At 71.1% G+C, this 26474-nt stretch carries 24 protein-coding genes; 15 read left to right on the forward strand and 9 right to left on the reverse strand.

The window, feature by feature from the left end; genetic code table 11:
- Nucleotides 1-436 precede the first annotated feature (436 nt).
- The 4 genes from ACQP0U_RS04315 (at nt 437) to ACQP0U_RS04330 (ending at nt 5391) form a co-directional block, all read left to right on the forward strand.
- A complete protein-coding gene (locus tag ACQP0U_RS04315) occupies nt 437-2281 on the forward strand; it encodes a phosphoenolpyruvate carboxykinase (GTP) (RefSeq protein WP_433315959.1) in 1845 nt (614 codons plus the stop codon).
- Nucleotides 2282-2318: 37 nt separating this feature from the next.
- Nucleotides 2319-3176 (forward strand): hypothetical protein, encoded by an 858-nt coding sequence (locus tag ACQP0U_RS04320; protein WP_433315961.1) that lies wholly within the window; start codon nt 2319-2321, stop codon nt 3174-3176.
- Between the two features lie 93 nt (nt 3177-3269).
- Nucleotides 3270-4589 (forward strand): geranylgeranyl reductase family protein, encoded by a 1320-nt coding sequence (locus tag ACQP0U_RS04325; RefSeq protein ID WP_433315963.1) that lies wholly within the window; start codon nt 3270-3272, stop codon nt 4587-4589.
- 31 nt (nt 4590-4620) lie between these two features.
- The gene (locus ACQP0U_RS04330) at nt 4621-5391 is read left to right on the forward strand and encodes an isoprenyl transferase (protein ID WP_433315965.1); all 771 of its coding nucleotides are present in this window, start codon (nt 4621-4623) and stop codon (nt 5389-5391) included.
- Nucleotides 5392-5445: 54 nt separating this feature from the next.
- Here ACQP0U_RS04330 and otsB read toward each other — a convergent pair whose 3' ends face one another.
- The 3 genes from otsB to ACQP0U_RS04345 form a co-directional block, all read right to left on the reverse strand.
- Nucleotides 5446-6270, reverse strand: a complete 825-nt coding sequence (gene otsB, locus ACQP0U_RS04335; protein WP_433315967.1) for a trehalose-phosphatase — start codon at nt 6268-6270, stop codon at nt 5446-5448.
- Between the two features lie 67 nt (nt 6271-6337).
- Nucleotides 6338-6691, reverse strand: coding sequence for a hypothetical protein (locus tag ACQP0U_RS04340; protein ID WP_091394345.1), 354 nt, complete (start codon nt 6689-6691; stop codon nt 6338-6340).
- A gap of 162 nt (nt 6692-6853) precedes the next feature.
- Complete coding sequence (locus ACQP0U_RS04345; RefSeq protein WP_030486711.1) at nt 6854-7297, reverse strand: XRE family transcriptional regulator; 444 nt, start codon at nt 7295-7297, stop codon at nt 6854-6856.
- 264 nt (nt 7298-7561) lie between these two features.
- On the opposite strand from ACQP0U_RS04345, the gene ACQP0U_RS04350 reads away from it, so the two are divergent.
- The 7 genes from ACQP0U_RS04350 (at nt 7562) to ACQP0U_RS04380 (ending at nt 14637) form a co-directional block, all read left to right on the forward strand.
- Complete coding sequence (locus tag ACQP0U_RS04350) at nt 7562-7906, forward strand: hypothetical protein (protein WP_030328857.1); 345 nt, start codon at nt 7562-7564, stop codon at nt 7904-7906.
- 31 nt (nt 7907-7937) lie between these two features.
- The gene (locus tag ACQP0U_RS04355; protein ID WP_433315969.1) at nt 7938-8273 is read left to right on the forward strand and encodes a hypothetical protein; all 336 of its coding nucleotides are present in this window, start codon (nt 7938-7940) and stop codon (nt 8271-8273) included.
- A gap of 412 nt (nt 8274-8685) precedes the next feature.
- Complete coding sequence (locus tag ACQP0U_RS04360; RefSeq protein WP_238661608.1) at nt 8686-10101, forward strand: PhoH family protein; 1416 nt, start codon at nt 8686-8688, stop codon at nt 10099-10101.
- Nucleotides 10102-10378: 277 nt separating this feature from the next.
- Complete coding sequence (locus ACQP0U_RS04365) at nt 10379-11056, forward strand: lytic transglycosylase domain-containing protein (RefSeq protein ID WP_433315971.1); 678 nt, start codon at nt 10379-10381, stop codon at nt 11054-11056.
- A gap of 107 nt (nt 11057-11163) precedes the next feature.
- Nucleotides 11164-11817 carry a rhomboid family intramembrane serine protease gene (locus ACQP0U_RS04370; RefSeq protein WP_285793109.1) on the forward strand — a complete coding sequence of 218 codons (654 nt, stop codon included), beginning with the start codon at nt 11164-11166 and terminating at the stop codon, nt 11815-11817.
- A gap of 106 nt (nt 11818-11923) precedes the next feature.
- Nucleotides 11924-12892 (forward strand): NAD(P)/FAD-dependent oxidoreductase, encoded by a 969-nt coding sequence (locus ACQP0U_RS04375; RefSeq protein ID WP_433315973.1) that lies wholly within the window; start codon nt 11924-11926, stop codon nt 12890-12892.
- Nucleotides 12893-12957: 65 nt separating this feature from the next.
- Entirely contained in the window at nt 12958-14637 is a 1680-nt protein-coding gene (locus ACQP0U_RS04380; RefSeq protein WP_433315975.1) for a hypothetical protein, read from the forward strand.
- 38 nt (nt 14638-14675) lie between these two features.
- On the opposite strand, the gene ACQP0U_RS04385 is transcribed toward ACQP0U_RS04380, so the two are convergent.
- On the reverse strand, nt 14676-15647 hold the full coding sequence (locus ACQP0U_RS04385) for a DMT family transporter (RefSeq protein WP_433315977.1): 972 nt from the start codon (nt 15645-15647) through the stop codon (nt 14676-14678).
- Nucleotides 15644-16675 (reverse strand): class II fructose-bisphosphatase, encoded by a 1032-nt coding sequence (glpX, locus tag ACQP0U_RS04390; RefSeq protein ID WP_145786319.1) that lies wholly within the window; start codon nt 16673-16675, stop codon nt 15644-15646. Before glpX ends, ACQP0U_RS04385 begins: the two co-directional genes overlap by 4 nt.
- Nucleotides 16676-16834: 159 nt before the next feature.
- Here glpX and ACQP0U_RS04395 point away from each other — a divergent pair, with 159 nt between their 5' ends.
- Both ACQP0U_RS04395 and ACQP0U_RS04400 read left to right on the forward strand, forming a co-directional pair.
- On the forward strand, nt 16835-17485 hold the full coding sequence (locus tag ACQP0U_RS04395; protein WP_433315979.1) for a DUF4245 domain-containing protein: 651 nt from the start codon (nt 16835-16837) through the stop codon (nt 17483-17485).
- A 208-nt stretch (nt 17486-17693) separates the two neighbouring features.
- Entirely contained in the window at nt 17694-18539 is an 846-nt protein-coding gene (locus tag ACQP0U_RS04400) for a hypothetical protein (RefSeq protein ID WP_433315981.1), read from the forward strand.
- Between the two features lie 82 nt (nt 18540-18621).
- Here the strand turns inward: ACQP0U_RS04400 and ACQP0U_RS04405 are convergent, their stop codons facing one another.
- Both ACQP0U_RS04405 and xseA read right to left on the reverse strand, forming a co-directional pair.
- Entirely contained in the window at nt 18622-18843 is a 222-nt protein-coding gene (locus ACQP0U_RS04405) for an exodeoxyribonuclease VII small subunit (protein ID WP_433315983.1), read from the reverse strand.
- 45 nt (nt 18844-18888) lie between these two features.
- A complete protein-coding gene (gene xseA / locus ACQP0U_RS04410; protein ID WP_433315985.1) occupies nt 18889-20133 on the reverse strand; it encodes an exodeoxyribonuclease VII large subunit in 1245 nt (414 codons plus the stop codon).
- Nucleotides 20134-20289: 156 nt separating this feature from the next.
- Between xseA and ACQP0U_RS04415 the strand changes: the two genes are divergently transcribed.
- Nucleotides 20290-21276 carry a 4-hydroxy-3-methylbut-2-enyl diphosphate reductase gene (locus ACQP0U_RS04415; protein ID WP_433315987.1) on the forward strand — a complete coding sequence of 329 codons (987 nt, stop codon included), beginning with the start codon at nt 20290-20292 and terminating at the stop codon, nt 21274-21276.
- A gap of 40 nt (nt 21277-21316) precedes the next feature.
- Entirely contained in the window at nt 21317-21751 is a 435-nt protein-coding gene (locus tag ACQP0U_RS04420) for a hypothetical protein (RefSeq protein WP_433315989.1), read from the forward strand.
- 71 nt (nt 21752-21822) lie between these two features.
- On the opposite strand, the gene ACQP0U_RS04425 is transcribed toward ACQP0U_RS04420, so the two are convergent.
- Together ACQP0U_RS04425 and ACQP0U_RS04430 are read right to left on the reverse strand one after the other, a co-directional pair.
- The gene (locus tag ACQP0U_RS04425) at nt 21823-25119 is read right to left on the reverse strand and encodes a S8 family serine peptidase (protein WP_433315991.1); all 3297 of its coding nucleotides are present in this window, start codon (nt 25117-25119) and stop codon (nt 21823-21825) included.
- A gap of 137 nt (nt 25120-25256) precedes the next feature.
- Nucleotides 25257-26432, reverse strand: a complete 1176-nt coding sequence (locus ACQP0U_RS04430) for a DNA recombination protein RmuC (RefSeq protein ID WP_433315992.1) — start codon at nt 26430-26432, stop codon at nt 25257-25259.
- Between the last annotated feature and the right edge of the window lie 42 nt (nt 26433-26474).

Raw genomic sequence — 26474 nt, forward strand, 5'->3', positions numbered from 1 at the left:
GGCGGCCACGGAGGGAGCCTACCGGCTGCTGGCCAGTCTCAGGGGTAGCAACGGCAAGCAGGCGTGGTCACCCGGGGGGCCCAGCGCCGCGTGCGTAACCGCTGCACAGAGCGTAGCCAATTGGGAGGACTGAGCCGCTGCGGAACGGGAATCCCCGCATCGGTCGGCGGGGCAGGTCCACGACTCGACCGCAACAAGCGTCCGCCGGGGGTGCACAACAAGATTTGCGTGAAACTGCGCGGGAAAGCGGGTATCAGCTCGTGATGCCGCAGCGAGGCCGTAGCTTGTGCAGTTCTTCACAACCTGTCCCACTGACTCGGAAGGCTGCCCGGTTTACGCTGAGGCCAATCCCAGGTTTCCACGAAGGCGACGCATCGCGCCGCCGAGTCTCGTGCATCCCATAGATCGGTCAGCGTCGACCACAAGGAGATGTGTCATGGTTGCTCCGGCTGTTGTGCGGGGTATCGATCAGGCCCCGACGTCCCATCCGAAACTCCTCGCCTGGGTCCGTGAGGTCGCGGAACTGACCACCCCCGACCGTGTCGTCTGGGTGGACGGGTCCGACGAGGAGTGGCGCCGCCTCACCGATGAGCTGGTCGAGGCCGGCACACTGATCCGGCTCAACCCGGAGAAGAAGCCCAACTCGTTCTACGCGCGCACCGACCCGACGGACGTCGCCCGGGTCGAGGAGCGCACCTACATCTGTTCCGTCGACGAGGCGGACGCCGGCCCCACCAACAACTGGATGGCGCCGGCCGAGATGAAGCGGACGATGACGGATTTGTACCGGGGCTCCATGCGCGGTCGCACCATGTACGTCATCCCGTTCGTCATGGGCCCGGTCGAGGCCGAGTCCCCGATGTTCGGTGTCGAGATCACCGACAGCCCGTACGTGGTCGCCTCGATGCGCATCATGACGCGGATGGGCACCCGGGTCCTCGAGGCCATGGGCGACAACGCGGACTTCGTGCACGCCCTGCACTCGATCGGCGCCCCGCTCGCACCCGGCCAGCAGGATGTCGCCTGGCCCTGCAACGACACCAAGTACATCTCGCACTTCCCGGAGAGCCGGGAGATCTGGTCGTTCGGGTCGGGTTACGGCGGCAACTCGCTGCTGGGCAAGAAGTGCTACTCGCTGCGGATTGCCAGCGTGATGGGCCGGGACGAGGGCTGGCTCGCCGAGCACATGCTGATCCTCAAGATCACCTCGCCGGAGGGTCGGGTCTACCACATCGCCGGCGCGTTCCCGTCCGCCTGCGGCAAGACGAACCTCGCCATGGTGGAGCCGACGATTCCTGGCTGGAAGGTCGAGACCATCGGCGACGACATCGCCTGGATGCGGTTCGGCCCGGACGGCCGCCTCTACGCGGTGAACCCCGAGTACGGCCTGTTCGGCGTCGCGCCCGGCACCGACTGGAAGACCAACGCCAACGCCATGCGCACCCTGGACCGGGGCAACTCCGTCTTCACCAACGTCGGCCTCACCGATGACGGCGACGTCTGGTGGGAAGGCATGGGTGAGCCGCCGGCGCACCTGATCGACTGGAAGGGCAACGACTGGACGCCGGAGAGCGACAGCCTGTCCTCCCACGCGAACAGCCGGTTCTGCACGCCGATCACCCAGTGCCCGATCCTCGCCGACGAGTACTTCGACCCGAACGGCGTGCCGATCGACGCGATCCTCTTCGGCGGACGCCGCAAGGACACCGTCCCGCTGGTGACCGAGGCCCGCGACTGGGTGCACGGTGTCTACATGGGCGCCACGCTCTCCTCGGAGACGACAGCCGCCGCGTCCGGCGCCGTCGGCGTGGTCCGGCGGGATCCGATGGCGATGCTGCCGTTCATCGGCTACAACGCCGGGGACTACTTCCGGCACTGGATCGAGATGGGCAAGGGCGCCGACGGCGACGAGGCGAAGCTGCCGAAGATCTACTACGTCAACTGGTTCCGTAAGGACCCGGACGGCTCGTTCCTCTGGCCGGGCTTCGGGGAGAACTCCCGGGTGCTCAAGTGGGTCGTCGAGCGGATCGAGGGCACGGCCGACGCGGTCGAGACGCCGGTCGGCATGGTCCCCGCGCCGGACGCCCTGGACGTCGAGGGCCTGGACATGACCCCGGAGGACGTCCGGATCGCCCTGAAGGTCGACCCGGACGAGTGGCGTAACGAGCTGCCGATGATCACCGAGTGGTTCGAGAAGTTCGGTGACAAGCTGCCCGGTGTGCTCTGGGCCGAGCTGGACGCGCTGCGCGCGCGCCTCGACGCGGTACAGCCGCAGCGCTAGGTGTGAAGACCGCCCCCTGCGGGCAATGTCGGATCCCATGAGGACGGCCGCCGAGACCCAGGTCCGGCGGCCGTCCGCCGTCCGGCTGCTCACCATCCTGCTGGCGACGACGGCGGCGGCCACCGTCGTGGTCGAGCTGCTCAACTGGTGGTACGCCCCGGAGCAGGGTTTCGGGCTGGCCGTCCGGACCGGCTGGGCCATGCTGCGCTCGTTCGGCTTCCTGCTGCTGATCGGGCACGTGCGACGGGGTCGTACGGCGGCCCGCCCGTTCGGGCTGATCCTCGCGGTCACCACGATCTTCGCGGTCGGCAGGCTCATCGTGCCCCGGCAGGGGGTGCCGCCGCTGCCCGGCCTGCTCGGCTTCGCGATCCTCACGGCGCTCTGTGCCGCGGTGGTCTGGCTGCTCTACCGCTCGTCGGCGTTGGCCGGGCACCTGGTCCGGCACCGTCCACGCCTCGTCATCGACCGGGACGGCATCTCCTGGCGGGAAACTCCGCCACGCCGCCCACAGGCCAGCGCCTGGTTGTTGACCAGCCGGGTGGCGGCCTTCACCTACAGCCCGCTGATGCTGGTGCCGGCCCTGGTGGCCGGAGGTTCCATCCTGGACGGTCGACTGACCGCCGTGCCGGCCGTGCTGTTCTGGTTCGGCGCCGGCATCACGGCCAGCTACGCGGTGCTGTTCTGCACCGCGTTCCTGATGCGGGGCAAGGACTGGGCGCGTGGCCTGCTGGTCGTCGTCACGGTCGCCGTACTCGCCGTGGATCTGCCGCTGTGCTGGTGGCTGCTGGGCGTGGACGGCCTGGTCCGCGACGGCGCCCCGCTGCTGGCCGCCGCGGCGCTGACCCTCTACGGCCTACGCCGCGCCGCCCGAGCCCCCGACGCCGTCCCGACCTGACCCACCCACCCCCGCCAGGCCCGCCCCGCTCCCGCCGATCTTGCGTTTTCTGCTGTGACAAAAGGTCCATCCTTCGCGAAACGTCTACACAAAATGCAAGATCGCGTGGTGGTGGGTGGCGGCAACGCCGCGCATGGCGGCAGGTACGCGAGGGGTGGGTGGGGGAGGATGGGTGTGGCGGCGGTCACCACGGTCGGCGCCGGTGCGGCGTGGGTGGTGTCGTCGGTGCGGGATCTCTCGCGCCGCGTCGGGCTGACGGGAGGGCGCGCGGTGGGCGACGAGTTCGACGTGGTGGTGGTGGGGGCGGGGCCGGCCGGGGCGGCCGCCGCGCTGACGGCGCGCCGGGCAGGTGCCAGCGTCCTGCTGCTGGACCGGGCCGACTTTCCCCGGGACAAGGCGTGTGGCGACGGGATCGCCGCGCACTCGGTGGACGTACTCGCCGAGTTGGGGGTGACCGAGGCGGTGGCGGGCTATGCGCCGCTGCCGGCGTTACGCATGATCGCGCCGGGTGGCGGTGCGGTGGCCCGGGCGCTGCCCCGGCCCGCGTACACCGTGCCCCGGGAGGTTTTCGACGCGCGGCTGGTGGCGGCCGCGGTGGCCGCCGGTGCGCAGTTACGCCGGCACACCGTGCGCCAAGTCGAGCCGCGCGCCGACCGGGTGGTGCTCGACGGGCAGGTGTCCGGCCGGGTGGTGATCGGCGCGGACGGGGCCGGCTCGGTGGTGCGTCGGGCGCTCGGCCATCCGCAGAACCCCGACCGGCACCTCGCGCTGGCCATCCGGGGGTACGCCCCGGCTCTGCCCGGCCCGTCCGAGCAGCTCATCGTTACGTCGAAGGCGCGCTGGCCGGCGTACGCCTGGTCGTTTCCGATCGGCGACGGGCGGGCGAACGTCGGGTACGGGGAGGTCCTGCGCGGTGAGCCGCTGAGCCGCGCGTACCTGCTGGACCGGCTGGCCGCGCTGCTGCCCGGCACCGATCTGGCGACAGTGACCGCGTTGCGGGCCCATCATCTGCCGCTCTCCACCCACCGGCCGACGCCCGGGCGAGGGCGCACGCTGCTGGCCGGGGACGCGCTGTCGCTGATCAATCCGTTCACCGGGGAGGGGATCTTCTACGCGTTGCTCTCCGGCGCGCTCGCCGGTTCGGCGGCGGCCCGGTCGCCCGAGAGCGCGGCTGGCCGCTACGCCCACGGGTTGCGGCACCGCCTGGGCACGCACCTGCGGCACAGCTCGGCCGCGGCCTGGCTGGCCAGGCGGCGCCGGGTGGTGGACGCCGCGGTCCGGGCCGCCCGTCGGGATGACCGGGTGTTCTACGACGTGGTCGAGTTGGGACTGGGTGACGGACGCCTCACCGCCCGTACGCTCGCAATGATCGGCATCGGTCTGGGCGGCGGGGATGGGGCTCCGAGGCAGTGAACTGGCGGAAGGGTCGCTACGCTGCTAGGTGATGACGCTGCGGGACCTTATCTACTCCGTGTACGAGCGCCGGCTCACGGCGAAGCTCGCGGGTAAGCCGGTGCCCCGGCACGTCGGGGTGATGTGTGACGGCAACCGCCGATGGGCGAGGGAGATGGGCTTCGTCGACCCGAACGACGGGCACCGGGTCGGCGCGGCGAAGATCAAGCATGTCCTCGGCTGGTGTGACCAGGCCGGTGTCGGGCACGTGACCCTCTACCTGCTGGCCACCGACAACCTGCGCCGCCCGGCCAGTGAGCTGGACCCACTCCTCAAGATCATTGAGGACCTGGTGGTGGAGCTTTCCGAGGAGGGCAACCCCTGGCGGTTGCGCATCGTCGGGGCGCTCGACCTGCTGCCGGCGCAGACCGCGGCGGCGCTCAAGGGGGCCGAGGAACGCACCCGGGAGCGCACCGGCGGCGCGGAGGTCAACATCGCGGTGGGCTACGGCGGTCGCCGGGAGATCACCGACGCGGTCCGTTCACTGCTGCTGGAACACGCCGCCACCGGGGGCACGCTCGAGGAGTTGGCCGAGGTGCTGGACGTCGAGCACATCGCCGAGCACCTCTACACCCGGGGCCAGCCCGATCCGGACCTGGTCATCCGCACCAGCGGCGAGCAGCGGCTGTCCGGTTTCATGCTCTGGCAGTCCGCGCACTCGGAGTTCTACTTCTGCGAGCTCAACTGGCCGGATTTCCGGCACATCGACTTCCTGCGGGCCCTTCGCTCGTACGCCACCAGACAACGCCGCTACGGCGTCTGACCCGGCGGCTCTGACCCGGCGGCGACGCCCTCGGTGGCCGCCCGGTCAGGTCAGTCAGGGCAGGTGGGTCAGTGCCCGGGTGAGGAAGTCGCCCAGTGCGGCAGGCGACTCGATCGTCAGGTCGGCGGCGTTGGCCACCTCGTGCCCGGTCTCCGGGTTGGCCACCGCCACGCAGATGCCGAGGAAATCCGGATCGGCGGCGGCGCGAGCGCGCAGCGCGGCGAAGGCCTTGATGTCGGAGACGTCGTCGCCGAAGTACCAGGCGCCGGTGGCGCCCTTGATCGCCTCGCCGATCACCATGCCCTTGTCCCGGTCGACGGGTGGCTTGAGCTCCAGCACCATCCGCCCGGCCTGCGAACGCAACCCCAGACGGTCGGCCTGGGCCTGCCCCCACTGTTGCACTGTCGCGCCGAGTTGCGGGGCGGTACGCCAGTGCAGCGCGACCGAGAGCCGCTTGTACTCCACGAGCGTGCCGGGCGGCAGTTCCGCCCGCGCGAGGTCGGCCAGCTCCGCCATGGTCGGCACCCAGGGCAGCGCGGCCGGTTCGGTGACGGTCTCCCCGCCGGAGTGGCTGTGCTCCAGCCCGTAGAGGCCGTAGAGGTCCACGCCGACGAGCCCGCCGAGCTGGTCCCGGAGGAACTCGACGGGTCGGGCGGAGACGATCGCGACCCGCTGCACGACCGGGGCGAGCGCCTCGATCGCGGCCAGCGCCTTGGGAGCCGGGCGTACCGCGGTCGGATCGTCGTCGACGGGCGCGAGCGTGCCGTCGAAGTCGAAGAAGAGCACGGTCCCGGCCGCCCGGTCGGCGGTTATCCGCCAGGCCTGGTCGGCGTTCAACGGGGTCCTCGGCTGCTGATTGCCCAGATTCAACGGCGGCACGCGCGTCAGCGTACCCCGGCGATCCAGGCTCATTCCTGGCCGAGCGAAACAGTTGAGCGGTGCGCGATCAGCGTTCGGCGGCTCCCCGTCCGCGCCGGCCGAACGGCACCACAGCCGCCTCCTGCCCGTGGCTCAACAGGTAGCCCTCCACGAACCCGGTGTTGCGATCGCCGGTGTGGTTCTCGATCTCGTTGAGCCGTGCCACCAGGAACTCGGTCAGCGCGCTGATTCGGTTGTTCAGACGCTCGTGCAGCTCGGCGACGACGGCCAGGACGACCGCGGTGCCGGCGGTGATGAGCGCAAAGAGGTTGACGAGCAGCGGAAGCTGCCCGCCGTCGACCGCGAGGGTCACTGTGTTGCCGGTCGCCCACAGTGTCACCGACACCGTTGCGACCACGACTGCCAACCACTTCAGGGTCATGGACAGACCCCTCCTTCTGTCCCGCAGGGCTGGGTTCGGCCTTGTCCCGTCCCCCCGCCGATGACGAGCCCAAGCAGTACGAATAGGGACGCTAGCGTGCCCGTTCCAGCCCCGGAGGCAAACGAATGAACCTGACCAGGCGTTCTTTCGCTATCTGAGGAACTAGCCTGCCTGATTGCCCCTTTTTCGGACATCGACCGGCAACGTTGGGCGGTATGCGAGGTATCTGATGGTTTCGCGGATGTGGAACTTCTCCGCGTCCGACACCTGTGGATCGACCAGCCGGCGCAGCAGCGCCTCCACGTCCGGGTCCATCGGAGGGGCGGCCTGGCCGGTGCGAGGGCCGGCGGCGGTGCGGTCCCAGCCGAGCGCGGCGAAGGCTGCGGCCGGGTTCAGCCCCAGCCCCTCGCAGAACGCGACCACCCGTTCGGCCTCGGGGTCGCTGGCCCAGTCGCCCCGGACCCAGCGGTTGATGGTCTGCCGGGAGACGCCGGTGCGTCGGGACACCTCGGTGCCGCTCCAGGCTCGGGTCGCTCGTGCCTCGTCCAGGGCCCGCCGGACGAAGGTGGCGAAGGCGATCTTCCGCGCATTGGCCGTCTCGGTCACCCCGTGACGGTACGGCCAGCCGGATGCGGGTGCGTGCCCCGGCTCGCCACTGTCACGCAGACGTGACGAAGGGTTCGGATTTCCGGTAAACGAGTCAGTGCCACTGTTGAGGGGTGTCACGCGGGCAGAATAGATGAACGTAGTGACAAACGTAAGCGGACGAAAAGCTGATACTGTCACGCCCATGGGACAATCTACGGTGTGTCACGTGCATGAGACGATTGGTGCTCACATGCGTCACGCCCCCGGTGCCAGGGGGTCGTGGTGACCGAGCTCGCCACCCGCGCCCAGGCCTTCGGGCTGATCGCCGAGGGGGTCGCCGCGGGGCTGACCGCCCCCTGGCGCCTCTACCTCGCCCGAGGCTGCCGCTACCTGTCGCTGAGCGTCGGCGATCGTGCCGAGTGGAACGCCTGGCGTACCCATCTCGGCTGTCCCGAGCTGAGCGTCCGGGTCTACGACGCCGGCGGCGAGATCCGCCGGTCCTCGGTGGCCGAGGTCGTGCTGGACGGCTGCCGGATCAGCGTCGAGCTGGTCGAGGAGGTCAGCACCGACGACCTGGACCGGCTGCTCGTCGCCGACCCCACCACGATCGAGCCGGAGGAGCGATGACCTGGCGTCCCGGCTGGGCCGGAGCTGCCCGATGAGCCCGTTTCTCGCGGTGTTCCTCGTCCTGGTGCTCGGGGCCACCAGCTATGCGGCCGGGCGGCTGCACGGGCAGCTCAGCTACCGCATCGGCTACCGCTTCGGTTACCGGCAGGGCTACTTCGACGGTGACCGGGGCGCCTGGAACCGGCGTCGTCGGGACGCCCAGGCGGCCATCGCCTCGGCGCTGTCGGTCTCGCCTGCGGGCGTGGTCCGCTCCGCCAGCGCTGTCGAACGACCCGGCACCACGTACACCGGCTCGTCGTTCAGCGCCCCGGCCGCCCCGATCACCGGGCGGCACCCGACCGGCACGCTCGTCCGGCGTACCGGTTGAGGTCGGTCGGCGGGTCACACCCGTCGACCGGCGCCACGAACGCGGTGCGTCGTCCGCGGCGGACACGCACCGTCGGGGCCACGTCAGACCGGTGACGGTGGCCCCACCGGCCGGGATGCGCGCAGGGGGCATGCATCCCGGCCGGTTCCGCCGTGTTCGCCGCCGGCCCTGTGGCTGGTGGGAGCGTCGGTGGAGCGCCGTTCATGAGCGCGTCTTGGGAGATCCACGTTCGACCTCTAGCCGGGAAGGTCCGGCGGGGCTAGCGTCTAGGCATGGCACGGGGTTCTCCCGAGCCAGCCGGTCCGCCCGGATCTGCGACCTCGCGCATGGGGTTCCGCATCCGACCCCGTGTCCCCGGGCACCGGAGGAGGCGGAACACGGGTGGCGGGTGCCCATCCGTCGGAGCAGGCCTGTGACGACTCGCCGTACCACCGCCGGTGCCGACCAGACCCCGGCCGCGACTGCCACGACCCGCCGCGCCACCAGGAGCCGCCGTTCGGCGGCCGCCGCGCCGGCCGACCCCAAGGAGCCACGACCAGCCGGCCAGGCCTTTGTCCTGGACACGTCGGTGCTGCTGTCCGATCCGGCGGCATTCCATCGGTTCGCGGAGCACGAGGTGGTGCTGCCTCTGGTGGTCATCACCGAGCTGGAGGGCAAGCGGCACCATCCGGAGCTGGGCTGGTTCGCCCGGCAGTCGCTGCGGATGCTCGACGACCTGCGGGTCCGGCACGGCCGACTCGACCGCCCGGTGCCCGCCAACGACGTCGGCGGCACCCTGCGGGTGGAGCTCAACCACACCGACGACGGCGTTCTGCCGCCCGGGTTCCGCACCGAGAGCAATGACGCCCGGATCCTCTCCGTCGCGCTCAACCTCGCCGCCGAGGGGCGGGAGGTGACCCTGGTCAGCAAGGACATGCCGCTGCGGGTCAAGGCGGCCTCGGTGGGTCTGCGCGCCGACGAGTACCGCCACGGCCAGGCCAGCGACCCGACCTGGACAGGCATGTCGGAGATGGAGTTGAGCGAGGAGCAGATCGGCCAGTTGTACGCCGGCGAGACGCTCGACCTCGACGAGGCGGCCGGCCTGCCCTGCCACACCGGTCTGGTGCTGCACTCGGGGCGTGGCTCCGCGCTCGGCCGGGTGCTGCCGGACAAGTCGGTGCGTCTGGTCCGGGGCGACCGGGAGGCGTTCGGGCTGCACGGCCGCTCGGCCGAGCAGCGGATCGCTCTCGACCTGCTGCTGGACGAGTCGATCGGGATCGTCTCGCTGGGCGGTCGGGCCGGCACCGGCAAGTCGGCGCTGGCGCTCTGCGCCGGGCTGGAGGCGGTGATGGAGCGCCGTCGGCACAAGAAGGTGATCGTGTTCCGCCCGCTGTACGCCGTCGGTGGTCAGGAGTTGGGCTACCTGCCGGGCTCGGAGTCGGAGAAGATGTCGCCGTGGGCCCAGGCGGTCTTCGACACGCTCGGCGCGGTGGTGCACGAGAACGTGCTGGAAGAGGTCACCTCGCGGGGCATCCTGGAGGTGCTGCCGCTGACCCACATCCGGGGGCGCAGCCTGCATGACGCCTATGTGATCGTGGACGAGGCGCAGTCGCTGGAGCGCGGGGTGCTGCTGACAGTGCTGTCCCGGATCGGGCAGGGCTCCAGGGTGGTGCTCACCCACGACGTGGCCCAGCGGGACAATCTGCGGGTCGGCCGGCATGACGGCGTGACGGCAGTCATCGAGGCGCTCAAGGGTCATCCGTTGTTCGCGCACGTCACCCTCAGCCGTTCGGAGCGGTCGCCGATCGCCGCGATGGTGACGGATCTCCTGGAGGACATCCCGATCTGACGGGTATTTTGAGGGCTTTTGTCCCTATTTTCAGTGTGGCGCAGGTCACAAACGGCCCGGTTGGTTTCCCATCAGCCTCACTGTGCGCAATCGTGTCCCACGAGCGTCCACGCACCATCGGAATCGTTGGTGATCGTTCGTCCCGAGACGGACGGCATCGGCGAAGATCGGTGCGTCGGCGCGACCGGCAACCGGTCGGGGCGCTCGTGGCACGGCTGACGGCCCACCTGTGGCCTGCGCCGCGCCACGTCCTTGCTCCCGACGAAGGGACCACTTCGTGAGTCGGCTGTGGAGCCGGTTGGGCGCCCGTACGGCTGCTGTAGCGCTGCTCTCCGTGGGCGTTGCCGGTGGCTTCTACCTGGGCGAAGACCGGGAAACCCAGCAACAGGGTCTGACCGACAGGGCCAGCGTCGAGGTCGACCGAGCTGACCTCGCGTACCAGCGTGAGCGGCAGGCCGCCCACCAGGTGCAGTTCTCCAAGCAGCGGGCCGCCGAGTACCAGGCCAAGCTGCGGGCGGCGCAGGCCGCGAAGGAGGCCGCCGAGCGGGCTCGCCGGGCCGAGGCCGCCGCGGCGTCCCGTAAGCGCGAGCGCGCGGCGGCGAACGCGCCCGCCAAGCCGTACGACGGGCCGATTCCGGCGTCCTGCGCGGAGTTCAGCGGCAACCGCAAGACCGGCTGCGCTCTGATGATCGCCAAGGGCTTCGGCATCGCCGAGTTCCCCTGTTTGGAGAAGCTCTGGACCAAGGAGAGCGGCTGGAACCACAAGGCCAGCAACTCGTCCTCCGGCGCGTACGGCATCCCGCAGTCCCTGCCGGGCAGCAAGATGGCCTCGGTCGCGTCCGACTGGCGCACGAACCCGGCCACCCAGATCACCTGGGGGCTGGGCTATATCAAGGGCAGATACAAGTCGCCCTGTGGCGCCTGGACCTACTTCCAGAACAACGGCCACTACTGACGGCCCCCGAAGGCGGGGCGGGTGGATCTCCACCCGCCCCGCCTTCGCGCGTACTCCGAACGGGACGTGAGTGGCGGTCGGCCACTTTTGCTGATAGCAGTTGTGGAGTGACCCTGCACCCGTCAAGCGGCGACCCGTTCCGGTTCGGCACCGAGGCGTTCTACGCCGCGCTCGGCCGGGCGTTCGTCGCCATGTGCGCGGTGGTCCCGTTCCTCTTTCTCATCGAGGCCGTCGACCAGGGTCTCGCGTTCGGCCTGGACGCCACCGCCGGCATCATCCCGCAACGCATCGACGGGCTGGACGGGGTCTTCTTCTCCCCGTTCCTGCACCACGGCTTCGACCACCTCTACAGCAACAGCATCCCGCTGATCCTGCTGGGCACCTTCGTCCTCGCCGCCGGCGCCCGCCGGTTCCTCTGGTCGACCCTGATCATCATCCTGGTCAGCGGGCTCGGCGTATGGTTCACCGGCTCACCCAACTCGGTGGTGGTCGGCGCCAGCGGTGTCATCTTCGGCTACCTGGGCATCCTGCTCACCCGGGGCATCGTCGAGCGCAGCTGGTGGAACTTCGCGGTCTTCCTCCTGGTCGGTCTGCTCTACGGCTGGCAGCTGGTCGGCATCCTCCCCACCGACGAGCGGATCTCCTGGCAGGGTCACCTGTTCGGCCTGCTCGGCGGGGTGGTGGCGGCGATCCTGTTCCGTCGGCGGCGACCGGCCGTGGACGGCCCGGACTACTCGGGCTCCACACTCAGCCTGCCCTGACGCGATTCTCCGGCGCGCCCCTGGGACGTGCTTGCCCGACCGTCGCCGCCCGCCTACGGTCGAGATCAGCAAGCGTTGATCCGTAAGCGGAAAGCGACGGTACGCCATGCGCGAGGTCGATGTCGCCGTGATCGGGGCCGGTCCGGCCGGTCTCTTCGCCGCGTACTACGCAGGGTTCCGAGGGCTGTCGGTGGCGGTGATCGACGCGTTGCCCGAGCCGGGCGGCCAGGTCACCGCCATGTACCCGGAGAAGCTGATCCTCGACGTCGCCGGCTTCCCCGCGGTCAAGGGCCGCGACCTGGTGGCCAACCTGGTGGCCCAGGCAGCCCCGTTCAATCCGCAGTACCTGCTCGGCACCCGGGCGGAGAAGCTCGCGTACGCCGACGGCCGCCCGGTGCTCGGCCTGGCCGGTGGCGAGCAGCTCGCGTGCGGGGCGATCGTGGTCACCGGCGGGCTCGGCAGCTTCAGCCCTCGGCCGTTGCCGTGCGCCGACGGCGCCCCCGGCTCGGGGATCGTCTACTTCGTGACCGAGCCGACCGAGCTGACCGGTCGGGACGTGCTGATCGTCGGTGGCGGCGACTCCGCCTTCGACTGGGCGCTGGCGCTACAGCCGCTGGCCCGGTCGGTGACCCTGGTGCACCGACGGGAGAAGTTCCGGGCGCACGCCTCGACTGTCGCCCGGGTGCTCTCCCTGCCGGTGCGGGTGGTGGTCAACGCCGAGGTCACCAGGCTGATCGGGGAGGGCGCGGTGACCGGCGCCGAGGTGACCGTGCGCGGTGGCGCGACCGAGACGTTGCCGGTGGACGTCGTGGTGGCGGCCCTCGGCTTCACCGCCGACCTGGGCCCGCTCGCCGAGTGGGGGCTCCGGCTGGACCGCCGGCACATCCTGGTCGACAGCGCGATGGCCACCAACCTGCCCCGGGTCTTCGCGGCGGGTGACATCACCGAGTACCCGGGCAAGGTCCGGCTGATCGCCACCGGTTTCGGTGAGGCGGCCACGGCGGTCAACAACGCGGCCGTCGCCATCGACCCGAGCGCCCACCTCTTCCCCGGGCACTCCTCCGACGCCGGCTGAGCGTCGGTATCGGACCCAGACCGACCTGAGTCCGGATCGAGACTGGTCGACCGGATCCTGGGAGGATGACGGGTTCCGCTGCACCACGGGACGGCGCACCCACCACGCTGTCCTGGCTCTGCCACCCCGCCACCCTGTTCGCGCTCGTCCTGCTGCTGGTCAACGACCATGTGCTGAAGGCGACCTTCCCCGGCCTGGTGACCGGCAAGCTGAGCGACGTCGCCGGCCTGGTGCTCGCCCCACCGCTGGTCGCGGTGCTGCTGACAATCCTCGTGCCACGGTTCCCGGCCCGGGCCGCCGCGCTGACCGGCCTGGTCGCGGTGGGCGCCGGGTTCGCGGTCGTCAAATCCAGCGGGTACGCCGCCGAACTCGCCTCCTCGGCCTGGACCGTGCTGGCCGGTCCGTCGCTGGTCCGGGCCGACTGGACCGACCTGCTCACCCTGCCGGCGCTCGGCCTGGCCTGGTGGAGTTGGACGCGGTCACGTCGCCGCCCGGTGCGCCAACGGACCACCCGGCTGGTCCGGCTGCTGCTGGTGCTGCCACCAGCGGTGTTGGCCGTGGCCGCGACCAGCGCGATCTACTATCCGTACGCGGTGGGCACCGCGATGCTCGACGGCCACCCGGCGATCTCGGTCGGCAGCGGCTACAGCGCGTCGGACTGGCCGACCAGCCCGTCGGACGGGCAGTGGGCGGTCAGCGACGACGGCGCGACCACCTGGCGGCCCGCCACCGAGGACGAAAAGCGGCGACTGCCCCGCCAGGAGGCCGGGCAGCAGCAGGCGTGCGCTCCGGACGAGCCCCGGCATTGCTACCGGGTCGTCACCGGGCACCTACGGGTCGAGGAGAGTGACGACGCCGGTGCGACCTGGCGGGTGGCCTGGGAGGTGCCCGACGGGCAGCGGGAGGAGTTGGCCCGCCGGTCGCCGAACCCGGGCAATGTCGAGCGCCACTTCGCCTCCCGCGATCTGGTCGTCTATCCCCACGCCGGGGGTGGTCACGAGGTGCTTGTCGCGAACGGGCGGGACGGGTTTCTCCGCCGCCTGCCCGACGGTGGATGGCAGCGCGACGGGTTCCTCTTCGAGGAGGGGCGGGTCGCCACGTCGTGGGACGAACCGCCCCGGCTGAGCGGGGGCGGACCCGGCGACCGCCAGATGGACCTGCTGCTCGCCATCGCGCTGGCGCTGACCCTCGGCTGCGGGGTCGCCGCGCTCGCCGGTCACCTCGCGATCCGCCGTGGTGAAGGTCCGCGCTGGTGGGGGATCGCCAGCAGCGCGTCGATGCTGGTCGCGGGGATCGTGTTGGCCGCGGTCTGGGGGCGCGACGAGGACACCCTGACGTTCTTGGCCGTGTCGTTCGTGCTGGCGGTGGGCGTCCTCACCGCGGTGGCCATGATTGTTCGCGCGTCCTACCAGGGCGCACTGCGACGATGGGTCAGGTTGGTGCTCACCGGGCTCCTGCTGACCGTGCTCCTGGCTCTGCTGCCGCTCGTCGGCTGGCTGTACGGCACCCCGTCACGGACCCGGTTCGCGGTGGCGCTCGCCCTGCTGGCCACGGTGCCGGGCGTGCTGCTGGCCATCCGGATCGCGGGGCTTGTCGACCCGGCCCGTGCGTTCGAGCGCCGGTACCCGCCGCGCCCGCCCTATGCGCCCTATCCGCCGCACGGGCCCTATCCGCCTGCGCCCTACCCTGCGCGCCCGTCGACGGTTTCTGATCCGCCGTACCCGTCGCAGTCGCCGCCACAGTGATCCTCGGACGTGCGGCTGACTCCTCGGCGGACGGACGGTCAGCGGCGAGCGGGTGGCGCCAGCGCGGCGACCAGCACGGCCACCATGGTCAGCGCTGCCCCGAGCAGGGTGTTCACGCCGGGGTGCGAGGCCGCCGTGGGCAGGATCAGGTCCAGCAGGACGGCGCCCACGATCTGCCCGGCGATGGTGGCCAGGCCGAGCAGCAGCACACCGGTGAAGCGCACGATCGCGGCGGCGATCGCGATGAACACGATGCCGATCGGGCCACCGAGGTAGAGCCACGGTTCGGTAGGTAGCTGGCCGCCGGGTAGGCCGCGTACGGCGATGTCGATCGCGAACGCGACGAGCAGGGTGAACGTTCCGACGGCGAAGTTGACGAGCGTGGCGGTCAACGCGCTGTCGGCGGCCGCACGGACCCGGCCGTTGACGGCCTGCTGCCAGGCGATGCCCACCCCGGCGAGCAGCGGCAGCAGCGCCAGCGCCAGCGCGCCCGGGTCGCCGAGTCGGTCGCCGACCGCGAGGCCGACCGCCAGCACGGTGAGCACCGCGCCGGCCAGCCGCTGCCGGGTGATCGGCTGCCGGCCGGTCGGCCCGATCCCGGCCCGGTCCACGGCGAGGCTGCTTCCGGTCTGGCCGGCGACCACCGCCACGGTGAAGACCGCCACGCCCAACGTGCCGATGGTGAGCCCCTGGGTGGCCACCAGGAACGCCCCGCACATCCCGCCGAGGCACTGCCACGGCCGTAGCGTGCCCGTCCGCAGTGCCCGCCGCGTCGCGACCAGGCCCCGGCGACCACCGGGGGTCGCGGGTACCAGCACCAGCAGCACCAGCAGGCCGATGCCGAACGAGACCACCGCGGCGGCGAAACCGTCGTCGAGGCGTACCCCCAGCTCGCCGTTGATGCGCGACTGCACCGCCACCGCGACCCCGGAGGCCGACGCCAGCGCGACACCGGTGATCCGGCGGGCGGCCGACAGGGTCTGCGGGGTCGCCGTGTCGGCGGTTGTCACTCCTGCTCGGCCAGCGGCCGACCGTCGAAGTCGACAGCGGAGTAGAGCGCCAGCTTCTCCAACCGGTGGTACGAGTCGATCACCCGGATGGTGCCGCTCTTCGAGCGCATCACGATCGACTGGGTGTACGCGCCGCCCGCCCGGTAACGCACCCCACGCAGCAGGTCGCCGGAGGTGACCCCGGTCGCCACGAAGAAACAGTTGTCGCCGGTGACCAGATCATCGGTGCCGAGCACCCGGTCCAGGTCGTGCCCGGCGGCGATCGCCTTCTCGCGCTCCTGCTCGTCGCGCGGCCAGAGCTTGGCCTGCATCGCACCACCCATGCACTTCAGCGCGCACGCGGAGATGATGCCCTCCGGGGTGCCGCCGATGCCCATCAGCACGTCGACATCCGACTCGCCCCGGGCGGCCGCGATCGAGCCCGCGATGTCGCCGTCGGAGATGAACCGGATACCCGCCCCGGTCCGGCGGATCTGCGCGACCAGGTCGTCGTGGCGGCTCCGGTCCAACACGCAGACCGTCACCTCGGAGACGTCGGTGCCCTTGACCTTGGCGATCCGGCGCACGTTCTCCGCCACACCGGCGTTGATGTCGATCACGTCGGCGTACGCCGGCCCGACGGCGAGCTTCTCCATGTAGAACACGGCACTGGGGTCGAACATCGCACCCCGCTCGGAGACGGCGAGCACCGCCACGGCGTTCGGCATGCCCTTGCTCATCAGGGTGGTGCCGTCCACCGGGTCAACGGCGACGTCCACCTCCGGGCCGGTGCCGTCGCCGACGTGTTCACCGTTGAAGAGCATCGGGGCGTTGTCCTTCTCGCCCTCGCCGATCACCACCACACCGCGCATCTGGATCGAGTTGATCAGCTTGCGCATCGCGTCGACCGCGGCCCCGTCGCCGCCCTCCTTGTCGCCCCGACCGACCCACCGGCCGGCGGCCATCGCCGCGGCCTCGGTGACCCGGACCAGGTCGAGGGCAAGGTTTCGGTCGAGATCCTGTGGGATCCGCGTCCTGGTGTTCGTCATGGCGGCTACTCCTCCTCGCGACGGTGCGGGGACGACCGGCGGCGGGGAGGCCCCCACTGCCGGCTTTGTCGCTGATCCTCACACGATGGCCGACCGGGCGTCGGCGCGGGGCGGTGATGGCCCGGATACCGCCGGTCGGGCGGCTGCGAAGATGGAGGGGTGGAACCCGCACAGCCAGCCGACCGCGTACCCGCCGACCGCACGCCGCCGGACGGTCAGCCGCCGGCCGCCGACGTCTCCGCCGGGCCCGGTGGTGAGCCCGCCGCGACCGATCCGACCCCGCCGCCGCCGGCGGTGTCCGGCAAGTCCGAGCGGTCGCCGAAGGACATGGCGATCTCGCTGCTGGTGCTGCTCGTCCCGATCGCGCTCCTGCTGGCGTTCTACCGGGGGTTCCTCGGCGGCGACCAGGCCACGACTGTCGATCCGGCGCCCGCCATCGAGCAGGCCCGCTCGGCGAACGTCTTCCCGGTGAGCCAGCCGCAGGGGCTCGGCTCCGACTGGACCACGGTCAGCGCCCGCTACCAGACCGTCGAGGGCGGCGCGAACCTGCGACTCGGCTACCTCACGCCGGAGGGGCGGGGCGTCCAACTGCTGCAGAGCAGCGTCCCGGCGGACCGTCTGCTCCCCGCCGAGCTGACCAGCCAGGGCCAGCCGCAGGGCCCCACCGAGCTGGCCGGGCGCACCTGGCAGCTCTACACCGCCCGGGGAAACCAGCAGGCGCTGGTCCTGCTGGAACCGACCCGCACGGTGATCGTCGTCGGCGACGCCCGGGACAACGAACTCCGCGAACTGGCCGGCTCGTTGCGCTGACCGGACCCGGTGGTCGGAGGTCCCGCTGACGCCGAATCTGGGCAACCAGGCCGAAGGGTGATTGTCCGACGTGTCGACAGGGAACAAGGAGGGGGTGATCCGGGCGCGCTGCTCGGCCCGGATCGCGCGACGCAGCCGACGGTGCTGCTGCGTCGCCCGGTTTCCGGCGCCGCCCAGGTCGTCGGGTGACCCCCTTGGGAGACACGATATGACTGTTCGACGACTCGGCGCCGGCCTGGTAGCCGCCGCTCTGATCACGCCCGCGCTGGCCGCCTGCGCCAACGGAACAGGCACCGCCGGATCGACGCCGTCCCCGACGGTGACCGCGTCCGGCACGGCGAGCCCGTCCGGCGCACCGGTGGCGGGCGACGCCAAGCAGGCCCTGCTCGACTCCACCAAGGAGATCAGCAACGGGAACTTCCGGTTCACCCTCGCCGGCGCCGGCTCGACTGCGGAGGGGCTGGTGCACCAGCCGAGCCAGAGCGCGGCGATGAAGATCGCGATCGGCGGCCCCTCGTCCGACCTGGCGATGAAGCTCGACGTGATCCACTTCAAGCCGGACAGCTGGGTCAAGCTGGAGTTGAGCGGCCCCACCGCCAACAGCCTGCCCGCCATCAAGCAGCTCAACCTCGGCAAGTACCAGCACCTGGACCAGACCCGGATCAAGGGCAACCGGAACCTCGGCTTCGACTTCGAGAAGGTCGACCCGGCCGGCAGCGCGGTGCTCACCCAGGGCATCACCGAGGTGCGCAGCACCGGCACCGGCGCGTACGCCGGCACCATCGACGTCACCAAGGCCGCCGAGGCGGGCTCGTTGAACGCCGCCACGATCGCCGCGCTGGGCACCCAGGCGAAGACCGTCCCGTTCACCGCGAAGGTCGACCCGCAGGGCCGTCTCAGCGAACTGGTGCTGCAGATGCCGGCCGCCGGTCAGACCGCCGCCCAGGAGATCAAGATGACGTACTCCGACTACGGTGCCGCCACCGCCGCGCAGAAGCCGCCGGCGAACCAGGTCGTCGAGGCGCCCGCCGAGCTGTACAGCCTGTTCAACTGAGGTAACCGGGTGGGGCGGCTCCGGCCGCCCCGCCCGGCGGCTCCACTCGCCGCAGCTACGGTTTCAGTCGCCGGGGCGACGGTCAGGAAGCGGGCTCCTGCCGGGCGGCGTCGATCCGCGCCCGCGCACCGTCCAGCCAGCGTTGACAGATCACCGCCAGCGCCTCGCCGCGCTCCCAGAGCGCCAGCGACTCCTCCAGGGACGTGCCGCCGGCCTCCAGCCGCTCCACCACCGAGGCCAGCTCGGCGCGGGCCTGCTCGTAACTGAGCCGCACGTCCGGCTCGGCCTTCGTGTCGTCAGTCATCGCGTTCATCTCAGCACACCACTCCCCGCCGCGCCGCGCCGCCACTCAGCCGTCGACCGTGGCGGCCAACTCGCCGTCGGCCAGTCGTACCCGTAACGGGTCGCCCTTGCCGACCTCCGCCGCCGCGCGGACCACCTGACCGTCCGCGCGCTGCACGATCGCGTACCCCCGGTCGAGGGTGGCGGCGGGGGAGAGGGCGCGCAGCCGCGCGAGGGTGTGCCGCAGATCATCCTCGGCGGCGGTGAGCCGATGTTCCAGGCAGCGGCCGGCCCGCTGACGCAACGCGGTCAGCTCGGTCGCCCGATGCTCCACCATCACCTGGGGCCGGGCCAGCACCGGCCGGGACCGCAGCCCGTCGAGCCGGTGCGTCTCCCGGTCGACCAGGTTGCGCACCGCCCGTTCGAGGCGGTGCCGGGCCTGACCGATGAGGCGTACCTCCTCGGTGAGGTCGGGGACGACCCGTTTCGCCGCGTCGGTCGGTGTGGAGGCGCGGACGTCGGCCACGTAGTCGATCAGCGGCGCGTCCGTCTCGTGGCCGATCGCGCTGACCACCGGCGTACGACAGCCGAACACCGCGCGGCAGAGCGCCTCGTCGGAGAAGGGCAGCAGGTCCTCGATGCCGCCGCCACCCCGGGCGATGATGATGACGTCGATGCTCGGGTCGGCGTCCAGCACCTTGAGCGCGTCGATGATCTGCGGCACCGCTGACGGGCCCTGCACTGCCACGTTGACCGTCCGGAACTCGACCGCTGGCCAGCGCCGTCGGGCATTGGTCAGCACGTCCCGCTCCGCCGCCGACGCGCGACCGGTGATGAGCCCGATCCGGCCGGGCAGGAACGGCAGTCGACGCTTGCGGGCGCGGTCGAAGAGCCCTTCGGCGGCGAGCAGCTTCTTGAGCTTCTCCAGTCGGGCCAGCAGCTCCCCGAGCCCCACCTGGCGAATCTCGTCGGCCCGCAGGCTCAGCGTGCCCCGGGCGGCGTAGAACTCCGGCTTGGCGTGCAGCACCACGCGGGCGCCCTCGCGTAGCTCCGGCGCACCGGCGTCCAGAACGTCCCGGTTGGTGGTGACGGTCAGGCTCAGGTCGGCCGACGGGTCGCGCAGGGTGAGGAAGACCGTGCTGGCCCCGGGGCGGCGGCTGATCTGGGCCACCTGCCCGTCCACCCACACCCAGCCCAGCTTGGCGATCCAGGCCCCCACCTTCTGGCTGACCACCCGTACCGGCCAAGGCTCCTCGGCGCTGCTCGCCCCGCCGCTGCCCCCGCCGCTCGCCACCCGCCCACCCTCGGTCACCCGCCCACCCTACGGACCGTCCCGACCCGGCCTCGTTGATCATGAAGTTATTGCCCTCCGCGCCGGCGTGTCGCCGCAATAACTTCATGATCAACGCGGGGAGGGTGTGGGGTCGCGGTCTCGGGCGGTTTCGGGGGTGGCACGTACGATGGGGTGGTGACTGAGGCTCAGGCGACTCACCGGACCGGCAAGCGCGTGCTCCTGGCCAAGCCCCGCGGCTACTGCGCGGGTGTCGACCGCGCGGTGCAGACCGTGGAGGAGGCGCTGAAGCTCTACGGCGCCCCGATCTACGTGCGCAAGCAGATCGTGCACAACAAGCACGTGGTGCAGACCCTGGAGGCCCAGGGTGCGATCTTCGTGGAGGAGAACGAGGAGGTGCCGGAGGGCGCCACCGTCATCTTCTCCGCGCACGGCGTGGCACCGGAGGTCTACGAGCAGGCAAAGGCGCGTTCGCTGAAGGCGATCGACGCGACCTGCCCGCTGGTCACCAAGGTGCACCACGAGGCGCGGCGCTTCGCGGCCGAGGACTACGACATCCTGCTCATCGGTCACGAGGGGCACGAAGAGGTCATCGGCACCGCCGGTGAGGCCCCCGCGCACATCCAACTGGTGGACGGCCCGGACGGCGCCGACAAGATCACCGTACGCGATCCGGAGAAGGTGGTCTGGCTCTCCCAGACCACGCTCTCGGTCGACGAGACGCTGGAGACGGTGGCCCGGCTCAAGCAGCGGCTGCCGCTGTTGCAGTCCCCGCCCAGCGACGACATCTGCTACGCCACCTCCAACCGGCAGCACGTGGTCAAGGAGATCGCCGCCGACTGTGACGTGGTGATCGTGGTCGGCTCCACGAACTCCTCCAACTCGGTCCGCCTGGTCGAGGTCGCCCTGGACGCCGGCGCCCGCGCCGGTCACCTGATCGACTTCGCGCACGAGATCGACGACGCCTGGCTGGAGGGGGCCACGACGGTCGGCCTGACCTCGGGTGCGAGCGTCCCGGACGACCTGGTCCAGGAGGTGCTGGTCCACCTCGCCGCGCGCGGCTTCGGCGACGTCGAGGAGATCACCACCGCCAACGAGCGGCTCACGTTCTCGCTTCCGCAGGAGCTGAAGCGGGACATGAAGGCCGCCGCGGCGCGCGGTTGAGCACGGGAACGAACCGGGGTCGGCGTACGTCAGATCCGGCATGAAGACTCTTCGGCTCGCCGTTCCCGCGCTGGCCGTCTGCGTGGCGTTGAGCGCCTGCGGCGGCCAGGGTGGCGGAGGCGGCACACCCACCCCGACACCGACGGGAGCGCAGCCGGTGACCAGCCAGCCCACGCCCGACCCGACCGCCTCGCCGTCGACAGTCGCCCCCACTGTGCCGCCGCGGGTCAAGTCACCGAAGCCGGGCGGGCCGAGCACGCCGCCGGGCGTCGGGGCCACCACCCTGAGCGGCACCGTGCAGGGCGGCGTGGAGCCCGGCTGCGTACTGCTCGACGGTTACCTGCTGCTCGGCGGCCCGCGTGACGTACTGACGCCGGGTGCTCGGGTCGAGGTCACCGGTCGGGTGGAGCCCGGCATGATGACCACCTGCCAGCAGGGCACCCCGTTCGTCGTCACGGTCGCTCGCCGGTCCTGACCACCCGCCCCTGACACGCGGGAGCCCGCCCCCGGACGTGGGGACGGGCTCCTGCCGGTGTTACGAGCGGATCAGTTCACGGCCCCGATGGACACGTTGCCGCGACCCACGATCGCACCCTCGGTGGTGACGATCGCCAGTTCACCGGAGAGCTGACGCCCGTCGGCCGGAACGGCCACCGCGGTCACCGTCGCGGTGATGGTGGTCGACTCGCCGTGCATCAGCGGCACCGCGACGGCCGGGGCGGTGATCGTGCCCAGCGACGCTGACGCGAACGCGTCGTAGTAGTCGTAGGCGGTGCTGGTCCCCGGCCCGTCGACCCCGTACGGCTCCACCACGACGCGGTAGGTGCCGGCCGGCGGGTTGGTCAGCGTGACCGCCTCCTCCGAGTCGCCGTCGGCGGCCCGGCCGACCTCGGTGGCACCCCGGTAGACGAACAGGTCCAGGTCGGCGCCCGCGTTGGCGGGGTTGCCGATCCGGGCGGTGAACGTCGACGTGCCCGCCGGGATCTCGACGGTCCACTCCTGGTTGGGGCCGCCCTCGGTGATGGTCGGACGCTCGGTGCGCACACCGGTCAGCGCGCCGCTGCGGCCGCTGACCGAGACCGGGCCGAACGCGTTGGTGACGTTCCAGCTCACCGGGGTCGGCTCGCCGGCCTCGACGCTGGGCAGCTCGACAAGCGCCGGCTCGACGGTAAGGCCCTGCACCCGTGCCTGGAGCTTGAACGGGTTGTTCAGCGCCGGGGAGGTCCGCCGCGACTCCACCTCGATCTCCCAGACCCCGGGAAGCGGGTTCTGGTAGTCACGCTCCTGCGGCTTGCAGACGCTGACGTCGGAGAAGTTGGTGTAGCAGACGGTGCTCGTGGTGGCCTCGACCGGCACACCCAGCGGGTTGATCGCGATGAATCGGGTCTGCGAGCCGGTGGCGATCCCGGAGAGGTTCACCTGGAGGGCCTTGGCACCCTCCGGCACCGTGACGAAGTACGACGTGAAGCCGTTCCGGTCGACGGAGCCCTCGTTGGCGTACGAGAAGGTGGGCTTCTTCACGTCGTTCGAGGCCACCACCACCGTGGACACCTCGAAGTCGACAACGTTGGTGGCCGGATCGTCGATCCGCACGATCGCCCCGTGCGCGCCCTCGGTGGCCGGCTTGGCCGTGACGCTGATGGTGACGGCCTTGTTGAGCGGCAACGCGACGCTCTTCGGTGCCTTGAAGGTGCCGTCGTTGCCCTGGAGCGTGATGTCGTGCTTGATGGTGCCGGCCGGGCCGCTGGTGCGGGTCAGCTTGACCGGGTAGGTCTTGCTCTGGCCGACCTTGTGGCCGCCCGCGGACGCGGCGCAGCGGTTGTAGACGCCGGTGCCCCGACCCGGGTTCGGTACGAACTTCACACCGTTCCAGATGGTCAGCTGGTGCGACAGGGGGCTGCAGACGGGCGCGTCGGAGACGTACGAACGGGTCTCGACGCCCTGGCGCAGCAGCTGCCAGGCGCCCGGCACGTTGACCATGCCGTAGCCCTGCGCGTACGTCGGCACGTCCGCGATCGGCTTGGCGGAGCTGAACAGCGCCCGCCGCAGTGCTGCCGGGCTGACGCCCCGGTCGGTGGCCTTGGCGGCCGACAGCAGCAACGCGCCGGCGCCAGCGGTCTGCGGAGACGCCATCGAGGTGCCGTTCAGCATCGCGTAGCCCGGGGGCAGCGCGTAACCGGCCTCGGGGACCGGGGCGCCGAGCTGCCAGGTCGGTGCGGTGGAGATGGCCGAGCCGGGGGCGGCGATGTTCGGCTTGAAGCCGCCGTCCTCGCGCGGGCCACGGGAGGAGAAGTTGAACAGCGCGTTCTTCTTCTTGACGACCGAGCCGTAGTTGGCCAGCCAGGTGTCCTTGCTGATGTTGGCGGCAACACTTATCACGTTGCTGGCGACGGACGGGTCGCCGACGGTGTTGAGGCCCGGCCCGGAGTTGCCGGCCGAGAGGATCAACTGCACGCCGTACGTCTCGATCAGTTCGTTGTAGAGGTTCGTCCTCGCGTTGTTGCCGTCGTTCAGACCCGGAAGGCCACCGATCGACATGTTGACGATGTCGACGCCACGGTTGGCCACCAGGTCGATCATGCCGGTGGTGAGGGCAGCAGCGCTGCAGCCACCACCCCAGGAGCAGGCGCGGGCGGAGACCAGCTTGGCGCCGGGCGCGGCACCGTCGAAGGACCCGTTGCCGAGCATGTCGTTGGCGGCGGTGATGCCGGCGACGTGGGTGCCGTGGGTGCTCTCGACAATGCCGATGTTGACGTAGTCGTAGGTGCCCGGCAGCCCGATCGGCGTGGTGTCCACGTTCTTGCGGAACTCGACGACGAAGGGCTGCCGCTCGGCGACCGGCGTCGCCGGGTTGTCGGTGCCGAAGTAGCCGACGTCGTACTTCTCCTTGTACGGCCGCATGACCGGGTCGTCGGTGAAGTTGAGGTTCTGGTTGGCGTCCACCCGGATGTTGTTGGTGGCCGGGTCGTAGAGCACACCCCAGGTGTCGGTGGTGTCGCCGTCGCGGTTGACGTCACCGCGGGCGTCGCTCGCGGTGGTGACTGACTCGCTGAACAGGTTGAACCGGTACGTGCCGGCCGGCGCCGTCCAGGTGCCGCCCGCGATGGTGAACGACGGGCCGGCGACCTCGGCCTGCATCCGCCGCCACGTGCCGTCCTCCAACGGATCGGTCGCGGTGACCCAGTCGACGATCTTGCGCTCGCCGGTGGTGGTCTGCTGCAACGCCGGGTGGGCCAGGTCCACACCGGAGTCCATGATGCCGATCGTGACGCCCCGGCCGTCCCACGACGGGTGGGCCGCGGTGAACGCCACAGCGCCGGTCTCGTTCGTCGGCATGTAGGGGTTGTCGGCGGGGGTGGTCTCTCCCGGCGCCCCGGCGGTGGCCTGCCGCGCGCCAGCGGTGCCGGCGGGGGCCTGTTCCGGGGCCGGGTCCGGCAGGTGGATGACCTCGTCCAGGTCGACGGCCGAGACGCCGGGCAGCCGCGCCGCCTTGAGGACCCGGTCGGTCGGGACCTTGGCCAGCACGAAGCCGACGCGGTCCTGCCGCTGGCTGACCGTGCCGCCGAGCTTGGTGAGGCTGTCGGCGACGTCCCCTGCCTCACCCTTCTCGGTGGCGACGATCAACGTGACCGTCGGGGCCTTCTTTGCTCGGGCCTCGCTGAGCAGTTTGGCGTCGTGGGCGCCCAGCGTCTCGGCGGCGGTGGCCGGGGAAGCGTCCGGTGTGGTGGCGGGAGCGGCGGCCGCGGTGGCGGCACCACCCATGGTCGTCATGGCACTCGCCGCCAGGACCGACGCGAAGAGCGCGGCTGAGGTGCGCCGGCTCAGGTTTCGGAGTCTGCTCACGTTCTCTTTACCTCCAGAGAACAGGGCCCTTCAGAGAAGGGCGCTCGGGTGAGCAGCATCTTTCGTGGTATCGACGAGCACTGTCACTACTGGTCAGTCCCTTGTGACCACTTCGTGATATGCGGGTATACGCACTGTCACATGAATGGTGAGCGGGTCGAAACCTCGTCGTCGGCCGGATCGGCCAGCTCGGGTGCCTGTGGCTGCCGGGGCGTCAACTCGACCTGGGCCGGTGTGGCCAACTCGTCGTCGGAGACGCCCAACTCGGCGAGCTTGCGGGCGCTGACCAGCACCCGGGCCTCCAGCGAGCCGACCGCCCGGTTGTAGGCGGTCACCGCTCCGGCCAGCGACGAGCCGAGCTTGCCCACGTGGTCGCCCAGGGTGGAGAGCCGGCCGTACAGCTCCCGGGCGAGGGTGTGCACGGCGAGCGCGTTGCGAGCCAGCGCCTCCTGCCGCCAGGAGTAGGCGACCGTGCGGAGCAGGGCGACGAGCGTGGCCGGCGTGGCGAGCACCACGTTGCGGGTGAAGGCGTGCTCCAGCAGCGTCGGGTCGCGCTGGAGCGCGACGTCGAGGAACGGGTCGGCGGGGACGAACAGCACCACGAACTCGGGCGAGTTGTCGAACGCCGACCAGTACGACTTGGCGGCCAGGGCGTCGACGTGCCCCCGCAGGTGCCGGGCATGCGCGTCGAGGTGGGTGTCCCGGCCGCGCTCGTCGCGGGCCTCCATGGCTGTCAGGTACGCGTCGAACGGGGCCTTGGCGTCCACCACCACCGACCGACCGCCGTGCAGGCGGACCACCAGATCCGGTCGGACGACCTGCTGGTCGGTGGCGGCGGTGACCTGCTCGGAGAAGTCGCAGTGCTCCAGCATGCCGGCAGCCTCGACGATCCGGCGCAGCTGGTGCTCGCCCCAACGGCCCCGCACCTGCGGTGCGCGCAGCGCCGCCACCAACTGCTTGGTCTCGGTGCGCAACTCACCGGAGACCGCTGTCATCGAGCGGACCTGCTCACGCAGCTCGGCGTACGCGTCGACGCGGTCGTGCTCCAGCTCGGCCACCCGCAGCTCGTAGCGGCGCAGGGTGTCGTGCAGCGGCGCGACGGCCCGGGCCACCGCCTCCTGGGACTGCGCGGTGGCCTCGTAGCTCAGCGCCCGCATGGACTGCTCCAGTCGGCCCTCGCCCTCGCGGGTGGCGGCCAGGGTGGCATCCAGGCGGGCGATGTCGGCAGCCGACCGGGACCGGGCCGCGAGCCAGCCCACCGCCCCGCCGGCGCCGAGGCACACGATCACCAGGAGCAGCGTCGAGACGTCCATCACCGGAGCTTGCCAGACGGATACGACGTGACACCCGGGGGT

The organism is Micromonospora sp. CA-269861, from assembly GCF_050948505.1.
Classification (GTDB): domain Bacteria; phylum Actinomycetota; class Actinomycetes; order Mycobacteriales; family Micromonosporaceae; genus Micromonospora.

What these genes read in the sequence shown, in the direction of transcription:
- ACQP0U_RS04380 (WP_433315975.1), top strand. Translation starts at nt 12,958, where the DNA reads ATGACGGGTTCCGCTGCACCACGGGACGGCGCACCCACCACGCTGTCC.
- ACQP0U_RS04325 (WP_433315963.1), top strand. Translation starts at nt 3,270, where the DNA reads ATGCAAGATCGCGTGGTGGTGGGTGGCGGCAACGCCGCGCATGGCGGC.
- glpX (WP_145786319.1), bottom strand. Translation starts at nt 16,675, where the DNA reads ATGACGAACACCAGGACGCGGATCCCACAGGATCTCGACCGAAACCTT.
- ACQP0U_RS04355 (WP_433315969.1), top strand. Translation starts at nt 7,938, where the DNA reads ATGAGCCCGTTTCTCGCGGTGTTCCTCGTCCTGGTGCTCGGGGCCACC.
- ACQP0U_RS04375 (WP_433315973.1), top strand. Translation starts at nt 11,924, where the DNA reads ATGCGCGAGGTCGATGTCGCCGTGATCGGGGCCGGTCCGGCCGGTCTC.
- ACQP0U_RS04405 (WP_433315983.1), bottom strand. Translation starts at nt 18,843, where the DNA reads ATGACTGACGACACGAAGGCCGAGCCGGACGTGCGGCTCAGTTACGAG.
- ACQP0U_RS04330 (WP_433315965.1), top strand. Translation starts at nt 4,621, where the DNA reads ATGACGCTGCGGGACCTTATCTACTCCGTGTACGAGCGCCGGCTCACG.
- ACQP0U_RS04340 (WP_091394345.1), bottom strand. Translation starts at nt 6,691, where the DNA reads ATGACCCTGAAGTGGTTGGCAGTCGTGGTCGCAACGGTGTCGGTGACA.
- ACQP0U_RS04420 (WP_433315989.1), top strand. Translation starts at nt 21,317, where the DNA reads ATGAAGACTCTTCGGCTCGCCGTTCCCGCGCTGGCCGTCTGCGTGGCG.
- ACQP0U_RS04400 (WP_433315981.1), top strand. Translation starts at nt 17,694, where the DNA reads ATGACTGTTCGACGACTCGGCGCCGGCCTGGTAGCCGCCGCTCTGATC.
- ACQP0U_RS04320 (WP_433315961.1), top strand. Translation starts at nt 2,319, where the DNA reads ATGAGGACGGCCGCCGAGACCCAGGTCCGGCGGCCGTCCGCCGTCCGG.
- ACQP0U_RS04430 (WP_433315992.1), bottom strand. Translation starts at nt 26,432, where the DNA reads ATGGACGTCTCGACGCTGCTCCTGGTGATCGTGTGCCTCGGCGCCGGC.
- ACQP0U_RS04315 (WP_433315959.1), top strand. Translation starts at nt 437, where the DNA reads ATGGTTGCTCCGGCTGTTGTGCGGGGTATCGATCAGGCCCCGACGTCC.